Below are 15211 nucleotides of genomic sequence, written 5' to 3' on the forward strand. Positions count from 1 at the left end.
AGCAGAGCAAAGGATCAGTACCCGTGGATATTGCACGCTATTCCATTCAGAAACCGGTCAATACCTGGATGATCGTCGTCATGGCGCTTCTGGGAGGGCTCTGGGGCCTGACGACTGTCGGCCGACTGGAAGACCCTGCTTTCACCATCAAGGAAGCACAGGTCATCACCTCTTACCCGGGCGCAACAGCGGCCGAAGTTGAAAACGAAGTCACCGAAAAACTGGAGACTGCCATCCAGCAGATGCCTCAGCTGGATCTGATCAAGTCGGTGTCGGAGCCCGGCCTTTCGCGCATTGGCGTTGAAATCAAGCCCACCTATGACGGCAGCGAACTGCCTCAGGTGTGGGACGAGCTCCGCCGCAAGGTGAATGATGAGGTTCGAAACTTGCCAGCAGGGGTCGGAACGCCTCTTGTCTATGACGACTTTGGCGACGTTTATGGGCTTTTCTATGCGTTCACCGCCGACGGATACTCCAACCGGGACATCCGCGACACGGTCAAGCGTATCCGCCGCGAACTGTTGACGGTAACGGGCGTTGGCAAGGTCGAAGTGGCCGGTGAGCCGGAAGATGTCATCTATCTGAATGTCGATCAGGACAAGATGGCAGGCCTCGGTATTTCGATGACGGACATCACCGGTGTTCTTGATGCGGAGAACCGTATCCAGACCAACGGCTCCGGTGTTTCCGGGCAGAAGCGCATTCGCCTGATGACGGCGTCCGCGTTTGAAGACTATAGCGGTATCCAGGACCTGGTGATCGGCCGACCCGGATCGACCGCAATGATCCGGCTGTCGGATATTGCGACGCTCGAACTCGGTGAACCGGAAAGGCCGAACCGGTTGATCAGCCATGGCGGCCATAACGCTGTGACCATTGGCGTTTCCCAGGTCGATGGCACCAACATCGTTGATGTCGGCGCCCGCGTGGTTGAAAAATTGTCGGAGATCGAAGCTCAGCTTCCGGTCGGAATGGAGATCCATCCGATCTACGAGCAGAACGTCGTTGTTGATGAATCGGTGAACGGCTTCATTTTGAACCTGGCAGCTTCGGTTGTGATCGTGATCGGTGTCCTGGCTCTCTTCATGGGCTGGCGTGCGGCCATTGTGGTCGGAACGGTCCTGTTGCTGACTGTCATGGCGACCGTCCTGTTCATGCGCATCTTTGCCATTGAAATGGAACGCATTTCGCTGGGCGCGCTGATCATCGCCATGGGCATGCTGGTGGACAACGCCATCGTGGTCGCAGAAGGTATGATGATCAACATGCAGCGTGGCATGAAGGCCATCGACGCGGCCAGCAAGGTGGTCAGGCAGACCATGTGGCCGTTGCTCGGAGCAACCGTGATCGGGATCATGGCCTTTTCCGGCATCGGCCTGTCGCCGGATGCGACCGGAGAATTCCTGTTCTCGCTTTTCGCGGTGATCGGAATTTCCCTGCTGTTGTCATGGGTCTTCGCCATCACTGTCACACCGCTTTTCGGCAAGTACTTCTTCCGTACGGCAACCGGCAATCTGGATGATCACGATCCCTACAAGGGGATTCTCTACACGATCTACCGCAAGTTCCTGGTTGGCACGCTGCATGTTCGGCTGCTGACGGTCGCGGCACTGGTTGGTATCACCGTTGCCTGTGTCATGGCCTTTGGCAATGTGAAGCAGGCCTTCTTCCCGGACAGCAATACACCGATCTTCTATGTTCATTATTGGCAGCCGCAAGGCACGGACATTCGTGCGACGGAAGCTGACCTGAAGGAGATGGAAGAAATCGTCCTCAACGACGAGCGTGTGGAGACCGTCACGAGCTTCGCCGGCGGTGGAGCAACACGCTTCATGCTGACGTACGCTCCGGAAGATGCGAATCCGGCCTATGGTCATATGATCATCCGCACCAAGAGCCGTGACGAAATTGACATGCTGGCGCTCGACTTGCGTGAGCAGTTCTCCGAACGCTTCCCGTCTGCCCAGATCATTACCAAGCGTCTTGTGTTTGGACCTGGTGGCGGAGCCAAGATCGAAGCGCGCTTTTCAGGGCCGGACGAGAATGTCTTGAAGCGACTGGGGGATGAAGCACAGGCCATTTTCTCCCTGCCTGAAAACAAGCTTGCGGACGTGAATACGGACTGGCGTCAACGCGAATTGGTCGTTCGGCCGATTTTCGATGAAAACCGGGCCCGGATCTCAGGTGTTACCCGTGAGGAGCTGTCACTTGCGCTGCAGTTTGCAACCGAAGGCGTTCGGGTCGGAGACTACCGGGACGTTGACGAGAGCATTCCGATCGTTGCCCGTAAGGCGGGACCGGACGGGATTTCGGTCAACGAGAGTGTTTCGGATTCTCTCATCTGGAGCGCCAGCCAACGACGGTATGTCCCGATCGATCAGGTCGTGCGCGAGTTCATCATGGAGCCGCAGGATACCCTGATCCATCGTCGCGACCGTGTCCGCACGCTTACTGTGAAGGCCGAGACGACCGCTGGTGAAACGGCAACGGCAGCGCTTGCAAGGGTCAGACCGCAGATCGAGGCCATGGAACTTCCTCCCGGTTACAGGCTGGAGTGGGGCGGCGAATATGAAAGCACCAACGATGCTCAGGAATCCCTAGGGGCTCAGCTACCGCTCGGCTTCCTGGTGATGCTGATCATCTCGATCCTGCTGTTCGGCTCGATCCGTCAACCGCTGATCATCTGGCTGATGGTGCCAATGTCGATCAACGGTGTCGCCATTGCACTGCTGGCAACAGACACTCCGTTCGGCTTCATGTCATTGCTCGGTTTTCTCTCGCTTTCCGGCATGCTGATCAAGAACGCGATCGTCCTTCTGGAAGAAATCGATCTTCTGATCAGGGAAGGTAAGGAGAAGTATGCGGCTGTTGTCGAAGCCAGCGTATCGCGTATGCGTCCCGTGATGCTGGCTGCGATCACCACCATTCTCGGCATGGCTCCGCTTCTGTCGGATGCCTTCTTCCGGGGCATGGCGGTCACGATCATGGGTGGTCTGGCATTTGCCACGGTTCTGACTCTGATCGCAGCTCCCGTACTTTACGCGTTGTTCTTCAGAATTCGTCCCACGAAAAAGAGCAAAGCAGAAACCGGAACGACAGCACCTGTTGAAGCGGAACCTGTTCCCGCGCAATAGCCTCCGGTAAATTTCAAACACTGAGACGGCGCACGCGCCGTCTCAAGACTTCCAAACCCTTTTGGTCATTTCTCAGAATTGAGAGGCGCACCAAGGCCCTCTGTCGAGCTTCACTGGTTCTCAGGGGCGCGCAGGACGCGTTTCGAAAAACTGTTCGCGATAGTCCGTGTTTTTCCGTTTAAATTGAGCTGGTTGCCGCAATGTCCGGACTCAATTTCTCAATTCTTTTGCGGAGTTTTCAAGGTCTGCGAAGCTTCATGTGGCGATTGACGTCCTTGTAAAGCAGATAGCGGAACCTGCCCGGGCCTCCGGCGTAGCAGGCTTGGGGACAAAAAGCGCGCAGCCACATGTAGTCACCGGCTTCCACTTCCACCCAATCCTGATTTAGCCGATAGACAGCCTTGCCTTCCAGGACATAAAGGCCGTGTTCCATCACATGAGTTTCGGCAAACGGGATGACCGTTCCGGGCTCGAACGTGACGATGTTGACATGCATGTCGTGACGGAGGTCAGCGGGATCGGCAAAACGGGTGGTCATCCATTTGCCGTCGGTTTCTGGCATGGCAATGGGAGCGACCAGGTTTTCGTTCACGACAAATGCGTCAGGCGGGGAAAGTCCATCCACCGCTTCGTAGGCCTTTCGAATCCAGTGGAAGCGGACTGGGGCGCTGCTCTCGTTTTTTAGCGTCCACGGGCATCCGGCCGGCACATAGGCGTATCCGCCTGTCTCCATAAGATGCAAATCGCCGTCGAGCACCAGCGTCATACTGCCTTCAACCACGAAAACAACACTCTCGGCCTGAGGATCGGTTTCGGGTTGCTGGCTCCCTCCGCCCGGTTGAACTTCCATGATGTACTGGGAAAAGGTCTCGGCAAAGCCGGAAAGGGGACGGGAGAGGACCCATAGCCTTGTCTTGTCCCAGAACGGCAGGTAGCTGGTAACGATGTCACGCATCGTTCCTCGGGGTATGACGGCGTAAGCCTCTGTAAAAACGGCTCGGTCGGTGAGCAGCTGTGTTTGGGGCGGATGGCCGCCATTGGGTGCAAAATAGGTCGGGGACGTCATAAGGCGTTCCTGATGGTTCCGGACCACTCTGCCTGCAAAAAGCATGTGGTCCAACGGTTCGCATCAATCTTAAGAACGGTCCCGGGGCGAGCGCAATTGGTAATTCACTCACAAAAAAGAACCCGCCCGCGGGGTCCACGCGGGCGGGTCTTGATCCAGCATGATGGTTCGCGCCGTTTCCAGTGGGAAGGAAACTCGGGCCGGCGCTTATGTTTCTAGGGCCATCTCGCGCTGGACGGTCGACTTAGCGACCTTGATGTTGTCGAGCACCTTGGGGCAGCTGGTGCTCGACGCCTGCTTCTCGGACAGGAAGGACGACATCCGTGCGTCGAGGTCTTGCAGTCTTGTTCGGCGGGAGAACTGGGACTGCATTGCAGGCAGGGGGAGGAACGGCCAAAACGGGTTCATATCCGGTATTCCTGGTTTCAAGTGGTCGTTGGTGCTGGTCAGTAGGCCAGCCTGTTGGAATTCAGACCGCCCTCTATCCGGGTGATCTCGTCCCTCAGTCGAAGCTTGAACTTCTTCAGGGAGCGGATGTGTTGCGTATCGGGATAGGGATGCAGTTCCTCTCTACGGATCAGAGAATCCAAGGTATTGTGCTGGCTACGCAAGGATTTCAAACGGTTGTACATCGCCTATCTCCTCATCATTTCGGCTGTTGCGCTGACAATCCAGATATGGGGAGAAAAGTTGCATAGAAGAAATACATTGTTTGAATTATATTGATAGAAAACATCAATAAGCCGGGTCATCCAGATGCGTTTTCGTCCGTCTCCACGCCAGTTGGACTACTTTATTGCCCTCGCTGAAACGTTGCATTTCGGTAAGGCAGCCGAGAAATGTCACGTCTCGCAGCCGACTTTGTCCTCTCAATTCAAACTCTTGGAGGAACAATTGGGCTGCACGTTGCTGGAGCGAGGGGCAGGCGATATCAGCCTCACAGCTGCCGGTGAGCGCTTGTTGCCGCTGGCACGCCAGGCGATTGAGAGTTTGGACGAAATTGTGGCGGCAGCGCAGGTTGGGCAGGCAAATCTTGGCGGATTAATCCGTCTTGGTGTGTCCCCCACATTCGGGCCGTATTTCATGCCCTATCTGCTGCCCATCCTGAAGCGCGAGTTTCCCGATCTGGAGCTTTATATTCGTGAAGATCGGCCCAATCTTCTCGAAGAAGGTCTGGCTGCCGGGGCGCTGGACTGCATCATCACGCCGGATGTTGCGCCCTCGGGACAACTGGAAGAACGTGTTTTGTGCCATGAAAGCGTTTCACTAGCCGTCCCAAGATCTCATCCGCTTTCCGGGCTGGAAGTCATCCCTGTCTCACTTCTGAGAGGCGAAAAGCTCCTTTCGCTCAGCGCCGGGTTCCGCCTGCACAACGATGTTCAGGCATTGGCGCGGGCCGCAGGTGCCGACTTTCTGCAGGACTATGAGGGAACGAGCCTCGATGCCTTGCGGCAGATGGCCTCGATCGGAATGGGGCTGGCACTTTTTCCCGCCGCCTACATCGCCTCCGAGTTCAGAAAGGAGCCCGACCTTCTGTTGAAGAAAGTGGAAGGCGTGCCGATGCAGCGAACAATGTATCTTGTCTGGCGCCACGGCAGCTCCAGGGCCGCTCATTACGAGAAGCTCTTGTCACTGGCGCATGAGGCGGTGGCAAACATGCATGTGACAGGCGTTGAGGCGGCTTGAGCATTCCTGACAAGCGACGCGTTATTGACGAAGGCATCTGGCCGCTGCAGGCTCTGCTGTGACCTAACACAGCGGTGACATAATTCGTTTTTATGCTGAAACTTCAGCAAGAAATGCTCGGGCAGGAATGAAATTCAGGGTTTGAAACGACTATGTTCAAACAAGGATTGTCCTATGCCCAAGATTGTTGCCACACACGAAGTAGACGATGTCGCACACTGGCTTGCTTCTCCAAAACGCGAAGAAGTTTTTGCCGGAATTGGTGCAAACATCAGGACATATGTGCTGCCAGGTGGTGCTAACCGGGTGGCGGTAACCATGGATGTTGAAGACCTGGCTGCGTTCGAAGCGAAAATGAAGAGCGATGCCGGTGCCGCGGCAATGAAGTACGACGGAGTGCGTCCTTCTACCGTTGTTCTTTACGTCGAAGGTTGATCTCAGCACCATTGCGCTCGCCTTGGAGCTTCCACCTTGGATCATCAGTCAATCTTGGTCAGGGAAATGATCAGGCAAAGAACAGGTCCTGGTTGTTGGTTTCAAACCTGCGGCAGAACCTTGAACCATGGACTTCTAGGGCGAATTGAGTGCCGCAGGAGTAATGATTTTCGCCTGGCTCTTCAAATTAGGTCTTTTGGAGAAGCAACTTTCTGCTGCAGTTTCTGACATTCCACCAGGAGTAGGTTAGTTTGTGCCTTTTGGACCCGTAGATTTAAGGCAGAAGCATCAATGAGTGACGCAAGCAAAGAAGCACAAGACCTGTTTGACCGGTATCTGGATTGCTGGAACCGGCGCGATCTGGAAGGGGTGGTTACCTGTTATGATGAGCCAACAACCTTCGTGCTTCCGAGTGGAGCCGTCACATTACCGAACCGGCAAGTACTTCTCGCCTTTTTCGAAGAGATGATCTCTGAACTGGAAAAGTCAGGTTTCAGCCACACGACACTGGGGCCTGTCAGTGCGGTTTCCTGCGGGAATGGACTGGCCGTTGTTGACGTTTCCAATGTTCAGAGGTTCAAAAAGGACGGATCGCTGCTTGAGAAAATCGACAGCCACTACGTGATGCGAAACTGCGAGGGCACATGGCGTCTGACCGTCGCGCTTCCTTGTGCCAATGGCTGGCGATCTGCGTAAGGCTTTCGCGGTTCCTGAAATTCGACCTCCGGGATCAGATCAATGCTTTCGCTCTTTCGCCTGCAATCTGGTTGAGAACGGCAGCCACGATGGCCTCTGGGCTGTCCTCCTGCACCAGATGACCGGAATTCTGAACCGGAATGCACGGTCGGTCGGATATCAGTGCTGCGAGTGACGCGCCTTTCTCATACGGGATCCACTCGTCGTTTTCACCCCAAAGAACAGTGACCGGACAATCCAGGACGCGATATTTTTCCTGAGCTTCGTCGGTATGCTTCTGGTCCATCTGCGCGATCTGCCGGTAGAACGCGGGCTGACCGACCGGTCCCAGCCATGGGGTGCAGTAGATTTCCATGGCTTCCGCGGACAACGGATTGTGCGCCGCGGTCTGCAAATACGCCTCCAGCATGGCCCGGTGCATGTAATCAGGCATCTTGGAAAACGCTTCCTCATGCATCCTGACGTGCTGGACAAAGGGAGAGCCCCAGGGCGCGAGTGCGACAGCGTCGAAGATCGTCAGGGACGCATACCGCAATCCGTCGAGGAAATAGGCTCTGAGCGCTGTGGCGCCGCCGAAGTCATGTGCCAGAACGTCCGGACGGTCGAGCCCCCATTCGCTGAACAGGGCTTTCAGAACCCTGTTTTGCACGGCCAGAGAAACGTTCTGGCCCTCGCGCATCTCCGATTGCCCGTATCCCACCAGATCGAAGAAGTAGACCGTCCTCCGGTTTGCCAGATGAGGCACGATCCTGCGCCACACTTGCGAAGAAAACGGCGTGCCGTGAATGGCGACGAGGGGAGGACCTTCGCCAATTGCACCCCATCTGACCGTGTTCCCTTCAATTATCGACTTGCCCGGCAGTTCCAGCATGACTGTACTCATATTGACATTTAGCTAAATGACTATATGAAGATATTTATGGATCGGTCAACCCAAGTCAGGGCAATGGCCAGCGAAGCCAGGATGTCTGTCCTGAGGCTGCTGGCCGAGCCCGAAAAACATTTTGCAAGCCAGTGGTCAGCGGACCCTGTAGAATTTGGCGTCTGCATGACGTTGATCGCGGAGGCATTGGGCGTCGCTCAGCCTACCGCCAGCAGGCATTTGGAAATCCTGAAACAGGCTGGATTTATTATCGTTCGCAAGCATCAGAAGTGGTCTTACTGCAAACGCGATGAAGCTGCTATCCGGGACTATCTGGCGTGGTTGCAGCAGGAACTGGCAGCTACATAGAGCTCGTGGGCAGGCGAGACCGAACGCTTTTTCGACATATCGCTTTCCAGCAACTTTCGCAAGCGATGTTCAACGCAGCACGAGAGTATTGTCACGCTGCTCAAAAAGAGGCTTTGCCGATGGACTCTCCACCATCGACATGAAGTGTCTGTCCGGTAATGAAGCCCGCATCTTCACTCATGAAAAAGCAGATTGCGGCGGCAAGTTCTCTTGGTTCACCGAGCCGTTTGACCGGGATAATGTTGGTGTAGGCAGCTTCTTCGGAACTGCCCGGCGGTGCAAATGAGCGGAACATCTTCGTGTCGGTGGAGCCCGGCGCCACCACATTGGCTGTAATGCCTTCGGCAGCAAGCTCAAGCGCCCAGTCCCGGGTCATGCCGATCAAGGCAGCTTTGGCCGCTGCGTAAGAGGTTCGTTCAAGGCCCCCGAGAACGACAAGGCTGGCAATGTTGACGATCCGTCCCCATTGCTCTTTACGCATACGGGGCAGGGCGGCCTGTGTAGCCTGAACCGCGGTACGTATGTTCAGGTCGAGAACCAGCCTGAGTTTGTCGAGGGATACATCCTCAAGGGGTTGTGTTTCAACAATGCCGACATTGTTCACGACCCCGCTCAACCGGTGCCGGCAGGCAATGTCAGCCAGAACGGATGCCGTGACGTCGGCGTTGGTCAGATCAACAGATACAAGTTCGCCAGGAAAAGTTGGGTCTTTGTGGCGTGCCAGACCTATGACAGTATGTCCATCGCGGTTCAAACGGTCACAAACGGCACGGCCGATGCCGCTGCTGGCACCAGTGACAAGAAACGTACGCTGCTTCATTTCAACCACTCCCTCCTGTCCAGCGCCTATCACTTTGCGAACTATTTTTATCACGGAAGGCCATGGCCATACACCTTCGGCGTGCAATGGGGCATGTCATCGCGCGCAAGGGCGCACCGCGAAGCGGGATGGAAGACTACCAACGGTCAACAGTCGAAACCCCGAGTCTGGCAAGTGTCCTTTTGGTGAAAATGTAACCTTGACGTTACACGTTCTTAATCCCATGTAACGCGAAGGTTACAGAAGCGGGGTGAGACATGAATGCGCTGACTTTGACGCGGCTTGCCGCAAATCTATTGCTCGTGTGCGGGATTGCAGGCGTCTTGTTTTCCATCGCCGTGGGAGTTCCAATTGAATCCGGATACATAATCGGTCTCGGGGCTGTCGCAATTCTGGGCGCTGTTGCCCAATTTGTCGTCTCGATCTTCAGGCCTCGCGCTATCAGACCATCCTGGGACGAGCAGACCGTCGCCTCGCATCGTGGATCTTATCAGTTTGGCTACTGGGCGGCGTTGATCGGCTTTTGGGTGTTGTTTTTTCTGAGCCAATCCCGTGGATTGGAGGCGTCTGAGGCGCTGCTTTGGATTGGTGCCGTGCTGATTTGCGCGCCGTCTGTGTGGATGGCGATCGCAACATTTCGTGGGCGTGCCGGGTGAAGCAGCTACAGACCCATCTGAAGGAGCATCGCCAAGAGGCAGGTCTGACACAGACAGAGCTTGCTCAGCTGGTCGACGTCAGCCGGAAAACGATCAACACGGTCGAAAATGGCGTCTTCGTACCGTCGACGATCCTTTCCCTGAAACTCGCCCGCGCTCTGAATGTGCGTGTAGAAGACCTGTTTCAATTGCCAGATTGATCTGAGCTGCATCACGCAGTGCGGGCGATGTTGGCAGATAGCCTTCCTGCAAACACATCAAAGGCCAGTTTAACGCCTCGGCTTGTTCGAAGTTCGCGATGCGTAACGAGCCAGACTGACACTTCAATGGCGATGTGGTCTGGCAGGATCTTCTCCATATCAAGTGCCACGCCTGCCAGATCCACTTGAACGAATTGTGATAATTCACCGTTGCCAATTCTGATCCGGCAACATAAAAAGATCGTCGCATTATGAGTTGGGGCGACGCCCAACGCCAACCTGCTGCTCCGAGCAAGGTGGTGCTCCGAAAGGGGAATGTGGCCGAACCGGCAACCAAACGGATCTCGCCATTAGCGTCGTTTCAGCAAAAAGGGATCGACGCACGTGCCAATTAAAATCTCCGACAATCTTCCTGCCCGCCGCTCACTGGAATCCGAAGGTGTGATCGTGATGCGTGAGGCTGAAGCCATGCGCCAGGATATCCGGCCGCTGCGGATTGGTCTGCTCAACCTGATGCCGAACAAGATCAAGACCGAAACGCAGATCGCGCGCCTGCTCGGGGCCACCCCATTGCAGGTCGAGCTGACGCTTGTGAGAATGACGGATCATGTTCCGCAAAACACGCCTGCGGAACACATGGAGGCTTTCTATCGGCCCTGGGCGGACATTCGAGACGAGCGCTTTGACGGTTTCATCATCACCGGTGCTCCGGTGGAAAAGCGCCCCTTTCTGGAAGTGCGTTACTGGCCGGAGCTTTCGGAAGTTTTCAACTGGACGCAAACCCACGTCCATCGCTGTTTCATGATCTGCTGGGCCGCTCAGGCCGCCGTTCATCATTTCCACGGCTTGCCCAAGCACTTGCTGCCTGAAAAGCGGTTCGGGGTCTTCAAGCATCGAAATCTCGCTCCGACGTCTCCTTATCTGCGCGGCTTCTGCGATGAATTTGAAGTGCCGGTTTCCCGCTGGACAGAGAACAGGCACGACGACATTCCGGCAGATAGTGGATTGAGAGTTCTGGCAGAGAATGACGACAGCGGCCTCTGCCTGTTGGAGGATCCTGCACGCCGCATGCTGCTGATGTTCAATCATCTCGAATATGACACCGAGACCCTTGGCGAAGAATTTGCTCGCGATGGTGGCGGCAGGCTGCCTCAAAACTATTTCCCGGAGGACAATCCGTCACTGCCACCGGAAAACAGTTGGCGCGGCCACGCGCATCTGCTGTTCGGCAATTGGATCAACGATATGTACCAGACCACGCCGTTCGACATAAACTCGATCGGAAGGACTGAGGACACCGAGTCAGCCGCGCCTCTCAGTGCTGGCGCCTAGTCGAAGGATGCTGCCGGGCCGATCAGAGCAATTTGCGGCGCGGGCAAAAACCCAGGCAATTGATGTCACCACTGCCTACTCGGCAGCATTCTCGTGGTGATGACTGCAACAGGAATGACCATAATTTCGTTCCCGCGACATCTTGCCGATGCCGGGATTGAAGCTGTTGGTCGGATCGAGGGACCTGTAGTGATCGGCGAGTGCCGGTTTTGCCTCGTAAAGATGCCCGACATTGTGCTCCGCCGGGTACTCTGCGCCGCGTTTGTCAAGAAGCTCCAGCATGCTGGCCTTCAGGGCTTTGGGGTCTGAGCCTTTCTTCACGACATAGTCTTGATGCAGGACGTGACAGAGGAAGTGGCCGTAGTAGAGCTTTGCCTCGATATGCTCTTCGAGGTCTGCTGGCAGTTTCTCAAACCAGTCGGCATCGTTGCGTCGCAGGGCTATGTCGAGCGCAAGAATGTCCGCGCATTCGTTGGCATGGACAGCGCCGTAGCGCACCGCGGCACCCGCGGCCGCAAACCGATGCAACATCGCCTTGCCGGCTTCTTTGTCATCACAGAGATACCATCCGTCGGTGCCAAGTGTGTCGGCAAGTATGCCCTCTGTCTGTGCCGCGCTCGAACCCGAAACCTTCAGAATAAGATGATGTTCGAACTTGTCGCGAAAATCTCGCATTCGGCGCGGCAATGCCTCGGGAGCCAGGTGGGAGAGGAATTGCATCATCCTGTGGGTCAGGTTTTTCGGCAGGAAGGGAATTTTGTTCAGCCGGGCATCCATGGCGCCCTTCAGGGCAAAGAACAATGGCAGTCTGTCGGTGCCGAACCAGTCGATCATCAACACCGTGTCCTTGCCATACTTGTGCGCGACGTCGAAACACTCGCGGTGCAGATATTCGCCGCTGACGGGTAATTCCGGCAGTTCCGTCAATAGTCGGCGGCGCAAGGCTGTCAGCTCGGCCGGATCATTGGTGCCGATGTAATAGACCTTTTCACCGGTTTCGACGGGAAAGGTATCGAGACGCACGGCAAAGACAGCGATTTTTCCGGCCGAGCCGGATGCCTCGTGAAGACCGCGTGGATCGGCATTGAATCGGGCAGGGGTCGCGGCGTCGACATCGCGGACACGGTCGCTGTAGCTGTCGTCGGAGCCGCGGCCTGTGTTACCTTGCACACACGTCGGATCGATTTCGTTGCGGTCGAGTTTTCCGAGAATTTCTTCCGGAGATTGTCCGAGATCAATTCCCAGGTGGTTGATGAGTTCGAGTTCGCCCGAAGCGTTGATCTGCGCAAACAGAGAAAGCTCGGTATAAACTGGACCACGCCGCACGAGCGCGCCGCCTGAATTGTTGCACACACCGCCGATGATGGACGCGCCGATGCACGATGAGCCGATGACCGAATGCGGTTGACGGCCGTAAGGCTTCAGGAGTTTCTCAAGAGTGAACAGGGTTCCGCCAGGTTGACTGAGTATCTGGCGGCCTTCGTCGAGCACGTGGAGTTTGTCGAGGCGCAGCGTTGAGATGATGACCACATCCCGATCGTAGTTGCCTTTTGGTGTGGAGCCTTCCGTCAGTCCGGTGTTTGCGGCCTGCATGATGGTGATGCAATCGGCTGCAACAACGGCTTCCAGAACCCGCCACATCTCGACAAGCGTGCCTGGTACAACCACCGCAACTGCTTCGCCCTCACCGGACCGGAAGCCTTTACGGTAGCGTTCGGTCTTGCCTTTCTCCGTCAGACAATGACGATTGCCGACAATATTTTTCAAGTTCTCGATCAGCGTGTCGCGGGTCATGGCAAGCCTCGTCCTGGAAGGAGCAGCGGGCCGCAGCGAGCGGCACGCTGGTTGGATCAGTAGGCGACCGAAGGCAGCCAGGTGGCGAGCGCAGGCCACAGGAACACGAGGGACAGGCCAAGCAGCTGCAGCAGCACGAATGGAATGATCCCTTTGTAGATGTCCGTCAGTTTGATGCCGTCCGGGCAAACCCCTTTCAGGTAGAAAAGAGAGAAGCCAACGGGAGGTGTCAGGAACGAGGTCTGCAGTGTCACTGCCACCAGGATAACGAACCACACCAGTGCAGGTTCATCCATTGCGCCGAAGCCTGGAATGTCGAGACCAAGCCCGTTGACGATCGGACGCATCAACGGCAGCACGATCAGGGTGATTTCGACCCAATCGAGCACAAAGCCCAGCAGGAAGACGATGCCGAGGATGAAGATCACGGTACCGCTCGGGCCAAGGCCGGTCGACATGACCATGTTTTCAATGAGTTCGTCGCCGCCGAGCTCGCGTAGCACAAAGGAGAACACCGTCGCGCCCAGGAAGATGGCAAAGATGTAGGCGGTGGTGTTGAAGGTGGCCTTCAGAACGTTCCATGTCTTCGTGAAAGTCAGTTTGCGATAGGCAAGCGCCAGCAGTGTTGCGCCGATAGCGCCAATGCCCGAGGCCTCGGTGGGAGTGCAGATACCCGCAAAGATCGAGCCGAGGACCGCAAAGATCAGGGCCAGCGGCGGCAACAGCGCGACAAAGATGTCCTTGATGGCTGCCCAGTCCGGCGCGCGGGCGCCTTCCGGGGCCGGAGCCGCTTTCGGATTGAGAAGTGCAAGGCCGAATATATAGAGCAGATAGATCGCCCCCAGTAGCATCCCCGGAATGGCCGCCGCCATGAACAGGTCGCCGACGGAAAGCGCCATCTGGTCCGCCATGATCACCAGCATGATCGACGGCGGTATGAGAATGCCAAGCGTGCCTGAGGCGGCAACGACACCGGTCGACAGTGTTTTGGAATAGCGGTGCTGCATCATGGCCGGCAGGGAGAGCACGCCGAGGAGCACGACGGAGGCGCCGACAATACCGGTCGAGGCGGCAAGGATGATGCCGATCAGAGTGACGGTAATGGCAAGGCCGCCACGCACGGTGCCGAACAGCCGGGTCATTGAGGTCATCAGCCGTTCAGCGACACCACTTTCGTCAAGCATCAGGCCCATGAAGATGAACATCGGCAATGCCACCAGAACAGCATTGGACATGACGGCATAAACCCGGTTCACAACGGCGCCGAGCGTCAGATAATCAAGGCCGGTGAACGTATCCTCAAGGCCGGTCCAAGCCATGTTGCCCATATCGAACTGGTAAGCGAGCCCACAGAAAATTATGCCTGTTCCGGCCAGTGTCCAGGCTACCGGGAAACCAGTAAACAGCAGGCCGACAAAGCTCATGAACATGGCGATGACGAGCATTTCCTCGGTCGTTTCGACCAGGGTCGAAAGTCCGGCCGTAACCAGCACAAAGATTCCGATGAGAACCAGGAGGCGCGCAAAGCCCCGGCCTTCGCGCTCAGAAGGGTCGGCGACGACAATGGCGTGAACGTCATGCAGAAGGCGTGCAAGGGCCGCAATGCCCAGAAGGACGAAGCTGATCGGAATGATCGCCTTGAAGGCCCAGCGATAGGGCAGGCCCGTGGCGGACGAGGAGCGCTCGTCTACGCGATAGCTTTCCTGGAAATAGTCGAAGCCCTGGTCGATCATCAGCCAGATGAAAGGAGCAAGCAGGAAAAGGATGCCGAGGATTTCAATGACCCTTTGCGCACGCCGTGACAGCTGCATGTGCAACAGGTCGACGCGAACGTGGCTGTCCGTTGTCAGCGCGTAGGAAACGCCGATCATGGTGACGAGGCCATAGATGTGCCACTGCAGTTCGTCGAGCTTCGGGAAATTGATGTTGAACGCGTAACGCAGGACGACCTGGATGACAATGGCCGCGATAAGTACGAGGTTTGCCAGCATGACAACATGGCCGGTGAACTTGACTGCGTTGTCGATGGCGACTGCGACGCCGAAGCGGTCCGGGTCCTTGTGCTCGGTGATCGCCTCATAGGTCTCGGCGAGATCGCCTTCGTAGTCCGTGTTCATGGTCATCGCGCCGGTCCTCCTCAGTACGGCCGCAGCTCACCTGT

Annotated in this window: 15 protein-coding genes and 1 riboswitch; of the genes, 8 read left to right on the forward strand and 7 right to left on the reverse strand. The window is 56.4% G+C overall.

The window, feature by feature from the left end; genetic code table 11:
* Positions 1–23 precede the first annotated feature (23 nt).
* On the forward strand, positions 24–3134 hold the full coding sequence (locus ABLO27_RS02935; RefSeq protein ID WP_353030327.1) for an efflux RND transporter permease subunit: 3111 nt from the start codon (positions 24–26) through the stop codon (positions 3132–3134).
* Between the two features lie 238 nt (positions 3135–3372).
* On the opposite strand, the gene ABLO27_RS02940 is transcribed toward ABLO27_RS02935, so the two are convergent.
* Both ABLO27_RS02940 and ABLO27_RS02945 read right to left on the reverse strand, forming a co-directional pair.
* Complete coding sequence (locus tag ABLO27_RS02940; RefSeq protein WP_353030328.1) at positions 3373–4200, reverse strand: bifunctional allantoicase/(S)-ureidoglycine aminohydrolase; 828 nt, start codon at positions 4198–4200, stop codon at positions 3373–3375.
* 446 nt (positions 4201–4646) lie between these two features.
* Positions 4647–4832, reverse strand: a complete 186-nt coding sequence (locus tag ABLO27_RS02945; RefSeq protein ID WP_353030329.1) for a YdcH family protein — start codon at positions 4830–4832, stop codon at positions 4647–4649.
* A 124-nt stretch (positions 4833–4956) separates the two neighbouring features.
* Here ABLO27_RS02945 and ABLO27_RS02950 point away from each other — a divergent pair, with 124 nt between their 5' ends.
* The 3 genes from ABLO27_RS02950 (at position 4957) to ABLO27_RS02960 (ending at position 7017) form a co-directional block, all read left to right on the forward strand.
* A complete protein-coding gene (locus ABLO27_RS02950) occupies positions 4957–5886 on the forward strand; it encodes a LysR substrate-binding domain-containing protein (RefSeq protein ID WP_353030330.1) in 930 nt (309 codons plus the stop codon).
* A 174-nt stretch (positions 5887–6060) separates the two neighbouring features.
* A complete protein-coding gene (locus ABLO27_RS02955) occupies positions 6061–6321 on the forward strand; it encodes a hypothetical protein (protein ID WP_353030331.1) in 261 nt (86 codons plus the stop codon).
* Between the two features lie 291 nt (positions 6322–6612).
* A complete protein-coding gene (locus tag ABLO27_RS02960) occupies positions 6613–7017 on the forward strand; it encodes a nuclear transport factor 2 family protein (RefSeq protein ID WP_353030333.1) in 405 nt (134 codons plus the stop codon).
* 34 nt (positions 7018–7051) lie between these two features.
* Here ABLO27_RS02960 and ABLO27_RS02965 read toward each other — a convergent pair whose 3' ends face one another.
* Positions 7052–7888, reverse strand: a complete 837-nt coding sequence (locus ABLO27_RS02965; protein WP_353030334.1) for an alpha/beta fold hydrolase — start codon at positions 7886–7888, stop codon at positions 7052–7054.
* A 48-nt stretch (positions 7889–7936) separates the two neighbouring features.
* On the opposite strand from ABLO27_RS02965, the gene ABLO27_RS02970 reads away from it, so the two are divergent.
* On the forward strand, positions 7937–8248 hold the full coding sequence (locus ABLO27_RS02970; protein WP_353030335.1) for an ArsR/SmtB family transcription factor: 312 nt from the start codon (positions 7937–7939) through the stop codon (positions 8246–8248).
* 100 nt (positions 8249–8348) lie between these two features.
* Here the strand turns inward: ABLO27_RS02970 and ABLO27_RS02975 are convergent, their stop codons facing one another.
* A complete protein-coding gene (locus ABLO27_RS02975) occupies positions 8349–9068 on the reverse strand; it encodes an SDR family oxidoreductase (RefSeq protein ID WP_353030337.1) in 720 nt (239 codons plus the stop codon).
* Positions 9069–9325: 257 nt separating this feature from the next.
* On the opposite strand from ABLO27_RS02975, the gene ABLO27_RS02980 reads away from it, so the two are divergent.
* Both ABLO27_RS02980 and ABLO27_RS02985 read left to right on the forward strand, forming a co-directional pair.
* Positions 9326–9724, forward strand: coding sequence for a hypothetical protein (locus ABLO27_RS02980; RefSeq protein WP_353030338.1), 399 nt, complete (start codon positions 9326–9328; stop codon positions 9722–9724).
* Positions 9721–9924: a helix-turn-helix transcriptional regulator gene (locus ABLO27_RS02985; RefSeq protein WP_353030339.1), complete on the forward strand. Its 204-nt coding sequence runs from the start codon at positions 9721–9723 to the stop codon at positions 9922–9924. Before ABLO27_RS02980 ends, ABLO27_RS02985 begins: the two co-directional genes overlap by 4 nt.
* An 11-nt stretch (positions 9925–9935) precedes the next feature.
* On the opposite strand, the gene ABLO27_RS02990 is transcribed toward ABLO27_RS02985, so the two are convergent.
* Entirely contained in the window at positions 9936–10202 is a 267-nt protein-coding gene (locus ABLO27_RS02990) for a hypothetical protein (protein ID WP_353030340.1), read from the reverse strand.
* A riboswitch (SAM-I-IV-variant riboswitch) is annotated at positions 10166–10271 on the forward strand. (Overlaps the previous gene by 37 nt.)
* A gap of 37 nt (positions 10272–10308) precedes the next feature.
* Here ABLO27_RS02990 and ABLO27_RS02995 point away from each other — a divergent pair.
* Positions 10309–11256, forward strand: a complete 948-nt coding sequence (locus ABLO27_RS02995) for a homoserine O-succinyltransferase (RefSeq protein ID WP_353030341.1) — start codon at positions 10309–10311, stop codon at positions 11254–11256.
* Between the two features lie 75 nt (positions 11257–11331).
* On the opposite strand, the gene dld is transcribed toward ABLO27_RS02995, so the two are convergent.
* The gene (gene dld / locus ABLO27_RS03000; protein WP_353030342.1) at positions 11332–13050 is read right to left on the reverse strand and encodes a D-lactate dehydrogenase; all 1719 of its coding nucleotides are present in this window, start codon (positions 13048–13050) and stop codon (positions 11332–11334) included.
* A gap of 56 nt (positions 13051–13106) precedes the next feature.
* Positions 13107–15173 (reverse strand): TRAP transporter large permease subunit, encoded by a 2067-nt coding sequence (locus tag ABLO27_RS03005; RefSeq protein ID WP_353030343.1) that lies wholly within the window; start codon positions 15171–15173, stop codon positions 13107–13109.
* Positions 15174–15211: the final 38 nt, after the last annotated feature.

Origin of the sequence: Roseibium sp. SCP15 (genome assembly GCF_040329435.1) — a bacterium.
In the GTDB taxonomy this organism is placed as follows: Bacteria; Pseudomonadota; Alphaproteobacteria; order Rhizobiales; family Stappiaceae; genus Roseibium.